Here is a 12488-nt window from a genome sequence, read left to right on the forward strand (position 1 = left end):
CTGTTATAGCATTACTTCCCAGTTGAATCAGTTGAGGTAAAGCTATGAGCGTGACGATTTACGGCATCAGAAATTGCGACACAATGAAGAAAGCGCGCGCTTGGCTAGACGATCACAAAATCGAATATTCTTTTCACGATTATAAAAAAGATGGCCTTACTGCCGAAACGCTGGATGGGTTTTTTGCCAAGGCCGATTGGGAAAAATTACTCAATAAAGCGGGAACCACATTCCGCAAACTTGCCCCAGAAGAGCGCGAGAATGTGGATGCTGCAAAAGCGCGCGAACTCATGCTGGCACAGCCCTCTATGGTCAAACGCCCGGTAATCGAAAAAGACGGAAAGCTGTTAGTTGGCTTCAAACTCGACGAATATGAAGCGTTTTTCAACGCATAATTTATGAGCGTGGCTGAACTGTTGCTTTGGTTTGGCCATGCGTTTTCGCAAGATAATCTTGATAGCTGGTGCAGGTGACATCAGCTTTCGAACAAACCTCACCGACCAGCCGTTCCATAGCCCGCCAATAGGCTCCATTATTCATCAGCACAAAGTGAAAACCCAACTGCAAGGGAATGCGTTCACCTTCATATTGTTTGTCAAAGCTTGCGCGGAATGCTTTATAGGTGCGCTCCTCAAATTGTGCTGATTTTTCAGCCACTTCCTTGCCCTTTGAGTGGCGCACATAAAGATTATAATCCATCGCAATAATGGGCCGGTTGGACGGGCCTTCAGCGATGAGCGGGAGGCCAAAAGAAAAAATTCCATCTGAAAATTTCGGCGCCATCGGCCCGCTCGTCACCGCTGAAGCATCATAGCGGTAGCCATTATTTATCAGGGCATGGCGTAATGATTTTGACGTGACCAGATAGGGCGCACGAAATCCAGATATTTGATCAACAAGTGCTTTCCATCCGGTCGGTTCGCTGGCGATGTCGTTGTTTTTATAAGCATTTATCATGATGCGGCGGAATTCTGAAAACTCTTTATTCCAATCCGCTTCCGACCAATCCGCACCATCAAAATGTCCACAGCCATGACTGGCCATTTCATGACCTTCAAGATGGGCTTGCCAAATATTGTCGAGCCGCGTTGAAATCTCTTCGCGGCTCTGGGCAAAGCCAACATTTGAGGCACCGGCTTTTCTCCGGGGAGGGTGATAATCACGGCGATCTGCCTTGGTCATAAGAAAGACGCAAGATAGAAAATAGGTAAAACGAACATCATGTTTTTTTGCGAGTTCTCGCGAGCGTTTCCAAAGCTGATTGTCATGCGCCCCGTCAAATGAAATCAACACATATTGCCGCTTGCTCGTTTCTGCGTGCGCCGAGCCAGGCAAGACCATGAACATGGCAGCAGCTATGAGGAGATTAGAAAGAATGCGCATGATAATTATGCCGTTTGCAGGAACCGTGATATTCAGAAACAGTTTGTAACTGGCGTGTGAATGTGGCGAAAGGCCGGACAGAAATATATATTGTCCGTTGATACAGCTTATTTCGCTTAAAGGTCTTACATATGGCGTGAATTATGACTAAAAGCGCCAGAACAAGGATTTTTAGTTAAACGGATTGGCGGGTCCATGGCAGACGACAGTTTCATTCGCGAGGTAAATGAGGAACTCCGTTCAGATCGGATGAAATCAGTCTGGCGACGTTTTGGGCCGCTGATCATTGGCGCCGCTGTTGCTATTGTGTTGGGTACAGCCGGCACGGTGGGTTATCAACATTGGGTTGAAAGCAAAGCGTCGGCATCTGGAGATAAATTTCTCGCAGCCCTTGATCTGGCTGCCGCTGGCAATAGCGAACAGGCTCTGGTCGCACTGGATGAGCTGGCAGAAACCGGATATGGTTCTTATCCGGTTTTGGCGCGTATGCGCGCAGCTTCGGTTCTGGCCGAAAAAGGCGACCCGGAAGCAGCAATTGCAGCTTTTGATGCGATTGCTGCCGATAATAGCGTTCATTCGCCCTTGCGTGATATTGCGCGTGTGCGGGCGGCCTATCTTCTGGTCGATCACGGCTCTTACGATGATGTTTCAAGCCGTGTGGAAGTTCTTTCTGCTGATAGCAACCCGATGCGCAGCAGCGCACGCGAAGCGCTGGCATTGGCTGCATGGAAAGCTGGACGGTCAGAAGATGCGTTCAAATTGTTTCAGCAGATCGCTGACGATAATCTGGCACCGGCCAATTTACGCCAGCGCGCCTATACAATGCTTGATCTGATGCGCGGCCAAGGTGTCGTTGCAGAAGGCTGAGCGAATTCAAGTTTGGAGTAAATTTCGTCCTATGGGTGTTCAATGAGTTTCACTCTCGCCATAGTCGGGCGTCCTAATGTCGGCAAGTCTACGCTGTTCAACCGTCTCGTCGGCCGCAAGCTGGCATTGGTGGATGACCTGCCGGGCGTCACACGCGACCGGCGCATCCATGCCGCCAAACTTTATGATCTTGAATTCGATGTGATCGATACGGCTGGTTTGGAAGATGCTGCCAATGACAGTCTGGAAGCGCGCATGCGTGCCCAGACAGAAATGGCCATTCAGGAAGCCGACGCCATTTTGTTCGTGATTGATGCCAAAGCCGGAGTAACGCCAGCTGATGCTACTTTTGCGGAACTGGTACGCCGTTCTGGCAGGCCAGTCGTGCTCGTGGCCAATAAGGCCGAAGCTCGTGACGCACAAAGCGGCATGTATGATGCGTTTCAGCTCGGACTTGGCGAGCCTTGCCCAATCTCTGCGGAGCACGGCCAGGGCATGCCGGACTTGCGAGATGCGGTGGTCGAGCTTTTGGGCGAGGAACGCGTTTTTGCCCATGAGCGCGAAAAGAAAGAGACGGAAGCAGCCTTTGCCCGTGCCGCAACTGGCCAATTAGTTGGCGAGGATATTGAAGACCCGGATGAGGAAATCATCCCCGCTTATGACGCAACCAAGCCTTTGCGTATTGCAATTGTCGGACGGCCTAATGCGGGCAAATCGACAATGATCAACACCATGCTTGGTGAGGACCGGCTTTTGACTGGCCCCGAAGCAGGCATAACGCGGGACTCCATTTCGGTGGATTGGGAATGGCGCGGCCGTAAAATCAAGCTTTTTGATACGGCTGGGCTGCGCCGCAAATCTCGCGTTCAGGAAAAGCTTGAAAAACTTTCTGTCGCCGATGGCTTGCGCGCTATTCGCTTTGCCGAAGTGGTTATCATTGTTCTTGATGCGACGATTCCTTTTGAAAAGCAGGATTTGCAGATTGCGGATCTGATCATTCGAGAAGGTCGGGCGCCGGTTATTGCATTCAATAAATGGGACCTGATCGAAGATCGCCAAGCGGTATTGGAAGATCTTTACGAGAAAACCGCTCGCCTCCTGCCTCAGGTGCGAGGACTGCGCGCTGTGCCAATTTCTGGCGAGCGCGGCCAAGGTCTCGATAAATTGATGGAAAACGTGGTCAAAACCCACGAAATTTCGAACCGCCGCATTTCAACTGGCAGGCTCAATCGCTGGCTGGAAGAGATGGTCGCACAGCAGCCACCACCAGCAGTTTCTGGCCGTCGCCTGAAGGTCAAATATATGACGCAGGTTAAAACCCGCCCGCCGGGCTTTGTGGTTTCCTGCTCGCGCCCCGATGTCATGCCGCAATCCTATGTCCGTTATCTCATCAACGGATTGCGTGAAAGCTTTGACATGCCGGGTGTGCCTATCCGTCTGTCGCTGCGAACATCCGACAACCCCTATGCGGGTCGCGCAAAAAAGCGAAGATAAATGAAAGCCCGGTCCGCCCGGGCTTTTTGCTATCATCCGCCAGATCGGTGCGATCAAATTCGGCTTTGGTTGCTTTTCGTTCGGGCGTTGATCACTCTCTGGCGACCACATATTCGCACAACACGAAACGATTTTTAGAACCCGGAGCGCGGACTTTCCGCGCCGGGCTAAAAAACTCATTGAAAAATTTATCGAGCCAATTCGGCTGCACGCTTTTGGTTTGTTTGTGCCGATCAGCCACAGCAAATTAATGCAGTAATATCAATGATGGATGAAGCTTTACAAGTGAAGCATTAATTAAAAATTAATCAATCTTTTCAAATAGTAAACACAATCTTGTTAACGAAGCATCAAGGTTAATACTCCATTATCAAGCCCGTTGAGTAAGCTTGTTGTGAGTGGAGTTTCCGGTGCGCCTTGTATGGTTAAGAAGGCTGTTCTGCCTATCAAAAGCACATACTGAGCCGGTGTGGCATTATCCTGTCACGGGCTATTGCCCGGCAGATGGTCGCTATTATGCGGTGCGCGCCAAGCCGAAACAGTTCCGCCGCAAGCACCGGTTGCTCCCGCTGCTCATGGCTGTCGCTTTCTGCTTTTCCTCTTTCGGCAATGTGGCTTTTCAGGACATGGCAAGTCTGGTGCCTTCCGTAGACGTCAAAGGCCCGCGTTGGACAGCCTATGTAGCCAAAGCGCCTATCGGCTCGCTCCATCAGGCAGAAATGCCGTTTGTTGATGCCACAACGGTGACGGGAAGTATCAATACCGCTGGAATAGAAGTTCCCGGCATTGGTCGTGTCGCACTTTCTAGCGGCCGCAAAACCGCAAAACTTGGTGTTGATGACCCCAATCCGGATGAAAATCGCATTAATCGGGCAGATAAAACCAGCCGTCTTGTATCGGTAAAGCCAAAGGCGCCAGCGCGTGCATTCAGTGCTGGCAGCATGTTTGAAAAGATCAGCATGATTAGCCATCCGCAGGAAAAAACCGATACGGTTATGGCTTTCACCAAGTCGGAAATTGAGGGCAAGGAAATTCAGATTGCGATGGCGTTTCATGCGATCAGAAAGCCAACGCTCAAGCCGGACCTGCCAGTGCAACTGGCAAAACTGGTCAATAATCCTCAGCCGGATGTTTTGGCGCTGGGCTATGCGCCTGTTGCGCCCGATTATGGGAAAACATCACCCTTTGAGGCGATTCTTGTGCCAGAAGCCGATGCTGGACGATTTGTCCCGCCCATTCGGGAAGATGATCATGACTGGGCCGCGATACCATTGCCGCCGGGTGCTTTTAGCGAAAAGCAACAAAAATGCTTGGCTGAAGCGGTTTATTACGAAGCGCGTGGCGAGAGTGTGAAAGGTCAAGTAGCGGTTGCGCAAGTCGTGCTCAATCGCGTACGCAACCCGGCCTATCCCAATACGATCTGTGAAACGGTTTATCAAAACCGCCACATGCGAAATGCTTGCCAATTCTCATTTGCATGCGATGGGCAAAAACACCGTATTACCGAGCCTGCACAATGGCGTCTTGCAAAACAGGTTGCCAAAACCGTGACCGCAGGGCTGATCTGGTTGCCCGATGTCGGATCTTCCACCCATTATCATGCGACATATGTGCGCCCCTTCTGGGCACCAACTATGAAAAAAGTTGCTAAAATCGGCTTACATATTTTCTACCGCACTAAAGGTGGCGGTTGGAGCTGAGCTTAAAGCCCGAAAAATTATATGACCCCGTGCGATATTTTTGCGATCGGATGGTGAATCTATGAGTAAAATTGCATGGATTCGTTTCGCATTTGCGCTCCCATAGTGTGATCTCTGAATTACTTTAGTTGGATAATGAGTCGCACCATGGGTTAAGTTTATGATTTTGATTAGGAAAAAACCTTTCGACGCAATTGATTGAGCGCCTTGACTAGCGGCCACTGTGTCAATATGTTGCGCGCAACTTGGAGATGGGGTTGATCCCCTCGCATTTCTTACGAAAAGGAGCTGCCAATGGCGCGCGGGAAAGAACCCGAAAAGCCATCCGGTGCCGGGAAGAATGCGGGCAATCAACCTGTCTCCGGGGAGCTGGATCAGCGTTTGAGCCGTCTTGAGACCGAATTGGTCAAGCGGGGCGCTCTGAAGCCGCCAGCTTCCGAGGAAGAGCGATCTGCGACCAGCGGTTCGGTTGCGCAAGCCATGAAGTTATCCAGTGAATTTATTGCTGGAATCGTGGTCGGCGCGCTGATTGGCTGGTTTCTTGATCGCTTTGCTGGTACGTCGCCTTGGGGGTTGATTGTCTTCCTCCTGCTGGGGTTTGCGGCTGGCACCCTCAATGTGTTGCGCGCTTCAGGATATATTGCCGAAAACGGCAATATTAAGTCTGATAGAAGTGAGCAAAACAAGAAATAGCTCGTGGCGGGCCTTGATATATGTTCGCTTACGGCTTGTTGAAATAACAGGACATTTGTCCAAAACAGAAACGCCTTAGGGCAGGGACGACAGACGAGGTTAAGGTGGCGAACGATCCGATCCATCAGTTCCAGGTTTCCCGGTTGATTCCGATCGATGTAGGTGGTCTTGACCTGTCGTTCACGAATGTGTCGGCATTTATGGTTGCGACTGTGGTGCTTGCTTCGGGCTTTCTTTATTTTACATCGTCAAGCCGCGGTGTGATTCCGACGCGCATGCAGTCGGTTTCTGAAATGGCTTACGAATTCGTAGCCAATAGTCTGAGAGATTCGGCGGGCGCAAAGGGTATGAAGTTTTTCCCCTTTGTTTTCTCGCTGTTTATGTTTGTTCTGATTGCAAACTTTCTTGGTCTTTTCCCGTATTTCTATACCGTCACAAGCCAGATCATCGTTACCTTTGCTCTGTCGGTTCTCGTAATCGGTACGGTCGTAATATACGGTTTCTACAAGCATGGTCTTGGCTTCTTGAAACTATTCGTGCCTCAAGGCGTGCCTGGCATCATTGTGCCGCTGGTTGTCGCGATTGAAGTGATTTCATTTCTGTCGCGTCCGATCAGCCTTTCGGTTCGTCTTTTTGCCAATATGCTTGCCGGTCACATCACGCTGAAAGTTTTCGCGGGCTTCGTTGTGTCGCTTGCTGCCATTGGCAATATCTGGGGAATCGGCGGTGCCGTTCTGCCACTTCTCATGACGGTTGCAATTACCGCGCTTGAGTTCCTGGTGGCGTTTCTTCAGGCATATGTCTTTACCGTTCTCACCTGCATGTACATCAACGACGCAGTACATCCGGGACATTGAGTTCTAACCGGCGGGCGACCGCCAGATCTGAAATCCGCACTTATTTTTTAATCCAGAAGGAGCTTAACATGGAAGCGGAAGCAGCAAAGTTCATCGGCGCCGGTCTCGCCTGTTTCGGTATGGCCGGTACGGCTCTCGGCCTTGGCAATATCTTCGCAAGCTATCTCTCCGGCGCTCTGCGCAACCCATCCGCCGCTGACAGCCAGTTTGGCCGTCTGGTGTTCGGTTTCGCTGTTACAGAAGCTCTGGGCATCTTCTCGCTGCTCATCGCGCTTCTGCTCCTCTTCGCCGTATAATACGGTAGTGAGAAACTGGCCTGCCGCGCAGCATCTAGCTATTTGATGCATACGCGGCTGGCCTTTGCTTAAGACGTCTGAGTAAGGCATGATCCCTAAAGCGGGAGCCGTCATCGCGGGAATTTCGGTCTATTGGCCGGTTTAATCCCTCTCTGATCGGCCGCATTCATGCCGAATTGAAGGGGAAAACTGGATGTTCGTGTCCACGGCGTTTGCCCAAACAGCCACAGAATCTCAACCGCTTGAAGAGCAAGGCTCTGCAACGGGTGAGTTGCACACCGAAACCGGGGTTGCGCATGAGGCCGGGCACGGCAGCGGCGTATTTCCTCCGTTTGATTCAACCCATTACGCATCGCAGGTTCTTTGGCTCGCGATCACTTTTGGACTTTTCTATCTGTTCCTGTCGCGCGTGGTGTTGCCACGCATCGGCGGTGTGATTGAAACCCGTCGTGATCGTATTGCTCAGGATCTGGAACAGGCTGCCCGCCTGAAACAGGATGCTGATAATGCCATTGCTGCCTATGAGCAGGAGCTTGCCTCTGCTCGTGCAAAAGCATCGGATATTGCTGAAACAGCCCGTGCCAAGGGTAAAAGCGAAGCTGAAGCTGAACGTGCGACAGCTGAGGCTGCTCTGGAAAACCGGCTGAAAGAAGCGGAAGAGCGTATCGCAGCAATCAAGGCAAAAGCCATGAATGATGTGGGTGTAATTGCCGAAGAAACCACGGCCGTTATTGTAGAACAGCTTTTGGGCACGCCTGCCGACAAGCCCACCATTGCGGCGGCTGTCAAGGCAACGAACGCCTGAGGAGAAGATCATGGACTCTACATTTTGGGCCACAGTTGCTCTCGTCCTGTTCATTGCCCTGATCGTTTATCTGAAAGTACCCGGCGCTATTGGCCGTTCGCTGGATCAGCGTGCTGACAATATTCGTAAGGAACTGGAAGAAGCGCGCACATTACGCGAAGAGGCTCAGCAGCTCCTTGCGGAATATCACCGCAAGCGCAAGGAAGCTGAAAAAGAAGCAAGCGACATCGTCGCTGCTGCCGAGCGTGAAGCAAAAGCTCTTCTTGAAGAAGCCAAGCGCTCCACCGAAGAATATGTCGCTCGTCGTAACAAGCTGGCGGAGCAAAAAATTGCTACTGCTGAAACGGATGCGATAAATGCTGTGCGTTCTTCGGCCGTAGACATTGCAGTTGCGGCGGCAGGCAAGATCATGGCCGATAAAATGGACGGGCCTCTTTCTGAGAATCTGTTCAAAGACGCGCTGGTTCAGGTCAAAAGCAACCTTAACTGAGTTGAATTTTCCTGAATAGGTTTTGACTGGATTGGTTTAAACGCCGTGCTTTGCACGGCGTTTTTATTTTAACTTAAATTTGAAACCGCTTGAGATCGTGCGCTCGCTGATCGAATGCAAAGCTAAATAGCTGCTCGCGACAGAGGAGCGGGCAGGGACAGAGGAGCGGGCAGGAACAGAAACCGCGCCTTAGCGAAGGGACGATCAATGCTGTTTACCCCGCAGGCGTTGTTACTCTCTCGCCTACGGCGGAATGGGAGAACAGCGCCGATTGTTAAGCCATAAGGTCAGCAAGCGCATTGGCTATAAAAGCCCGAGCGAAATAAGAAAGCAGCGCAGAAGCTAGGCTTTGTAACGTTCTTTAAGAGGGGAAAATGAATAGCGATGTAGGCCGGGGATTGGACCAGAATTTTCAATAGCAGTGCGATGTTTTACTGTTCCGTAGCCGGCATGAGTTTCAAGCCCATAGAGCGGCAGCGCAAGGCCAGCGCGGATCATCATGCGGTCACGGGTAACTTTGGCAACGATAGAAGCAGCCGCTATGGAAATTGATCGCTGATCGCCTTTAACCAGCGCACGACCGGGGCAGGGAAGGCCGGGAGGGATATCTCGTCCGTCGATTAATGCTTGGCACGGTTTAAGCGTTAAACCAACAGAAGCCCGACGCATTGCTTCCAGCGCTGCTTTGCGAATATCGCTCCTATCAATGCTGCGTGCGCTTACGCTCGCAACTGAAACCGTAACCGCTTTCGCTAGAATGATCTCGTAAAGCGTTTGGCGGCGGGCGGAGGTCAGACGTTTGGAATCATCTAGCCCTTCTGGCAGATCATCGGAATTTAGCACCACCGCAGCGGCGACCACCGGGCCTGCAAGCGGACCCCGTCCTGCCTCATCTATTCCGGCAATATAGCGTAGCCCACTCGCCAAAAGCTTTTTCTCTTCCGAAAAATCGGGAGCAACAGGCAGATCAAATAGAAGCGGAGAATCAGAAGCAGATTGAGTCATGGTTAGCCATGGTTACATTGCTTCCGATTCTCCGCAAGGCTCCTGCCAGAGGTATGCAGCGATTTAAACAGGAGCCCTAAAAGAGAAATCACAAGGAGTGAAAGGAAAATTCGCGCCTGCAAGAAAAATCAGGTGCAAAGGAACGTTGCAACTGTCATTTCATGCAAGTTTCTCTTAGAAAAGAGAAAGCTGCTTTCCCCCTTTTTCAACTGGTGAAAACAAATCTGTGCGCAGCCGCAACCGCTTTTTGTTAAATCCCAGCTTGCGGGCGGTAATCTCAAAGCGGCGGCCAATCTGCCAGGCATAAGGACCGGTTCCGCGCATACGTTTGCCCCAATCGCTATCGTAATCCTTACCGTCGCGCATGGAGCGCACCAAGGACATAACGTGGCGGTATCGATCAGGATAATTGCGCAATAGCCAATCTTTAAACAGGGGCGCAACTTCCAGCGGCAGCCGAAGCAACACATAACCCGCCTCGCGCGCGCCCTGCGCGAAAGCCGCATCAAGAATGCGTTCGATTTCGTGATCATTAATGCCAGGAATGACCGGACCCATCATCACATTGGTGGGAATGCCCGCATCGGTCAATTTGCGAATTGTTTGAAGGCGCAATGTCGGGGTTGATGCGCGTGGCTCCATGCTGCGCGCTAGCTTTGCATCAAGCGTCGTTACCGAAATCGCGACTTTTGCTAATCCCTTTTCCGCCATGCGGGTTAATATATCAATGTCCCGCACAACTAGCGCCGATTTGGTAACAATTCCTACCGGATGATTGGCTGTCTCCAGCACTTCGAGAATTTCACGCATAATACGCCATTTCTTCTCAATCGGCTGATAAGGATCCGTATTGGTGCCAATCGCAATTGTTTTTGGCTGATAATTTGGCTTGGCAAGCTCACGTTCCAATAGGCGCGGAGCATCCGGCTTGGCAAATAAACGCGCTTCAAAATCCAGCCCAGCCGAAAGGCCCATATAACTATGGCTGGGGCGCGCGAAACAATAAATACACCCATGCTCACACCCGCGATAAGGATTGACCGAACGGTCGAAACTAATATCGGGAGAATCATTACGGGTGATAATGCTGCGCGGCTTTTCGATCTGAACTTCTGTCTTAAACGGCGGAAGCTCTTCAAGACTGGTCCAGCCATCATCAAATTCATGCCGGGTAGTCGGCTCAAACCGGCCTGACGGATTGATCCCCGCGCCACGTCCTCGCCGCCGCGCATGATCGATACGCAAACCCGCTTCGCCGATAAGCGTATTAGCCTGTTCTGCACGGCCTGAGCCAAATGCTATTTCGTCCGCCTGCTGGATAATGTCCATGGTCGTCTCTCTCTTGTTTATACTTATTCGTAGCAAATAGCTTGGAACAAAACAAGAACAATTTTGAGAAACCTTCAGTTAAGAGGAATGCGTTAGAATGGATGCATGTTATCTATTGTGCTCCACACCCATAATTCAGCGGAAGGATTAGCGAGCAGCTTGGCCGCTTTGGTGCCTGCTGTGATTGATGGTGTATTGCGGCGAGTGATCGTGATTGATGCGGGCTCGCAAGATCAGTCATTAATGGTGGCTGAGCAAATGGGGTGCGACGTGTTTCCGGAAACGAAGTTCGAGGAGGCACTTGAAGGTATTTCGACTGGCTGGCTTTTATTGCTCCAACCGGGTGCGATTTTGCCCGAAGGTTGGGAGGCTATTGCGCGAAAACATATGGAGGAAAGCCAATCGCCCGCCCGCTTTTCACTTGCCAAGGAAAAAGGATGGCCTTGGTTGGGCCGGCTTTTTAGCCGCAAACCGGGGCTGGAGGCAGGATTGCTGGCGCCGCTTGAGATGCTGCGCCCCATATTAAACAATGCGGCTGATCTCGAAAAAGCACCAGCTCAATTAAAATCGGTGCGCTTGCCCATTGTCATCTAATTGCCGTATTAGACCCTCGGAGCAGCGAATATAGCAAGTGGTGCTAGCTGATTGAAGCGCCCGTCTGAGTGGCGGTGATAAACCAATCAGGGTGAGCCGAGCGAATTTCTCTCGCGGCTTGAACCGCGCTTTTCTGATCAGAAAAAACCGCAAAACAGGTCGCGCCAGACCCTGACATTTGTGCAAAAATTGCATCATAGGATCGAAGCAATTCAAGCTTTTGAGCAATATTGGGCGCAAGGCTTAACGCAGGTTGCAGAAGGTCATTCCGAGTTGTGGGCAAATAGCTGCGCAGGCAATCAAACGAATCAATTTTGGGGGCGGGGAGCGGCGGATTATCCCGCTTGTTTATTGCTGCAAAAACTTGCGGCGTAGAAAGCGCAGTGCCGTCATTGATAAGTACTAAGGGAAGCGTGGGCATGCCCGATATGGTGTGAAGCTTTTCTCCGACACCTCTTGCAATAAGAGGAGTGCCGAAATTTGCGCCATGAAGGCACATCGGCAAGTCTGCACCCAGTGAAAGACCAAGGGCTGCAACTTCGTTAAAACTTAAATTCAAACCCCAAAGATCATTAAGAGCCAGCAAAGTGGCGGCAGCATCGCTTGAACCTCCACCGATGCCAGAAGCAATCGGAAGGTTTTTTTCAAGATGAATGCTGACAGGCGGCAGCTCCCGTTTGACGGTATCTTTCAGCCTATCACGCGCTTTGAGCACGAGATTGCGACCGTCCAACGGAACGGCTTTTGAAAATGGGCCGCTGACGTGAAAATGGTCATTTTCACCTATCGATATATGAATGAAATCTCCCACATCGCCAAAAGCCACAAGCATATCAAGCAGATGATAGCCATCCTCTCGCCGTCCTGTCACATGGAGGGCAAGGTTGATTTTTGCTGGCGCGAAGCGTGTTACGGAATTCCCGCCCACGCTTTCTTTATGCGCGGCCGCTGAATCCGGGACAGAAAATAACATGC

The 12488-nt window shown here is 51.2% G+C and carries 14 protein-coding genes; 10 read left to right on the forward strand and 4 right to left on the reverse strand.

All coding sequences use genetic code 11. From position 1 onward, the window contains the following. The first annotated feature begins 44 nt into the window (after positions 1–44). Positions 45–395, forward strand: a complete 351-nt coding sequence (locus C7374_RS02675) for an ArsC family reductase (protein WP_111574045.1) — start codon at positions 45–47, stop codon at positions 393–395. A 1-nt stretch (position 396) separates the two neighbouring features. On the opposite strand, the gene C7374_RS02680 is transcribed toward C7374_RS02675, so the two are convergent. Then, complete coding sequence (locus C7374_RS02680; protein ID WP_111574046.1) at positions 397–1383, reverse strand: polysaccharide deacetylase family protein; 987 nt, start codon at positions 1381–1383, stop codon at positions 397–399. 195 nt (positions 1384–1578) lie between these two features. On the opposite strand from C7374_RS02680, the gene C7374_RS02685 reads away from it, so the two are divergent. From C7374_RS02685 to C7374_RS02720, 8 genes are all read left to right on the forward strand, one after another. Continuing rightward, entirely contained in the window at positions 1579–2250 is a 672-nt protein-coding gene (locus C7374_RS02685) for a tetratricopeptide repeat protein (protein WP_111574047.1), read from the forward strand. 42 nt (positions 2251–2292) lie between these two features. Beyond that, positions 2293–3744: a ribosome biogenesis GTPase Der gene (der, locus tag C7374_RS02690; protein ID WP_111574048.1), complete on the forward strand. Its 1452-nt coding sequence runs from the start codon at positions 2293–2295 to the stop codon at positions 3742–3744. Positions 3745–4154: 410 nt separating this feature from the next. Then, complete coding sequence (locus tag C7374_RS02695; RefSeq protein WP_111574049.1) at positions 4155–5444, forward strand: cell wall hydrolase; 1290 nt, start codon at positions 4155–4157, stop codon at positions 5442–5444. A 294-nt stretch (positions 5445–5738) separates the two neighbouring features. Continuing rightward, on the forward strand, positions 5739–6137 hold the full coding sequence (locus tag C7374_RS02700) for an AtpZ/AtpI family protein (protein WP_111574050.1): 399 nt from the start codon (positions 5739–5741) through the stop codon (positions 6135–6137). A gap of 104 nt (positions 6138–6241) precedes the next feature. Next, entirely contained in the window at positions 6242–6994 is a 753-nt protein-coding gene (locus C7374_RS02705; protein ID WP_111574051.1) for a F0F1 ATP synthase subunit A, read from the forward strand. Between the two features lie 68 nt (positions 6995–7062). Further along, on the forward strand, positions 7063–7290 hold the full coding sequence (locus C7374_RS02710) for a F0F1 ATP synthase subunit C (RefSeq protein ID WP_111574052.1): 228 nt from the start codon (positions 7063–7065) through the stop codon (positions 7288–7290). A 193-nt stretch (positions 7291–7483) separates the two neighbouring features. Beyond that, positions 7484–8095, forward strand: coding sequence for a F0F1 ATP synthase subunit B (locus tag C7374_RS02715; RefSeq protein ID WP_111574053.1), 612 nt, complete (start codon positions 7484–7486; stop codon positions 8093–8095). A gap of 10 nt (positions 8096–8105) precedes the next feature. Further along, the gene (locus C7374_RS02720; protein WP_111574054.1) at positions 8106–8585 is read left to right on the forward strand and encodes a F0F1 ATP synthase subunit B; all 480 of its coding nucleotides are present in this window, start codon (positions 8106–8108) and stop codon (positions 8583–8585) included. Between the two features lie 342 nt (positions 8586–8927). Here C7374_RS02720 and C7374_RS02725 read toward each other — a convergent pair whose 3' ends face one another. Further along, positions 8928–9590, reverse strand: a complete 663-nt coding sequence (locus C7374_RS02725; protein ID WP_111574055.1) for a ribonuclease HII — start codon at positions 9588–9590, stop codon at positions 8928–8930. 174 nt (positions 9591–9764) lie between these two features. After that, the gene (locus C7374_RS02730; protein WP_111574056.1) at positions 9765–10919 is read right to left on the reverse strand and encodes a PA0069 family radical SAM protein; all 1155 of its coding nucleotides are present in this window, start codon (positions 10917–10919) and stop codon (positions 9765–9767) included. Between the two features lie 105 nt (positions 10920–11024). Between C7374_RS02730 and C7374_RS02735 the strand changes: the two genes are divergently transcribed. Next, on the forward strand, positions 11025–11513 hold the full coding sequence (locus C7374_RS02735) for a glycosyltransferase family protein (RefSeq protein WP_111574057.1): 489 nt from the start codon (positions 11025–11027) through the stop codon (positions 11511–11513). Between the two features lie 43 nt (positions 11514–11556). Here C7374_RS02735 and C7374_RS02740 read toward each other — a convergent pair whose 3' ends face one another. Then, positions 11557–12486, reverse strand: a complete 930-nt coding sequence (locus tag C7374_RS02740) for a 4-(cytidine 5'-diphospho)-2-C-methyl-D-erythritol kinase (protein ID WP_111574058.1) — start codon at positions 12484–12486, stop codon at positions 11557–11559. Between the last annotated feature and the right edge of the window lie 2 nt (positions 12487–12488).

The organism is Falsochrobactrum ovis (assembly GCF_003259955.1).
In the GTDB taxonomy this organism is placed as follows: domain Bacteria; phylum Pseudomonadota; class Alphaproteobacteria; order Rhizobiales; family Rhizobiaceae; genus Brucella; species Brucella ovis_A.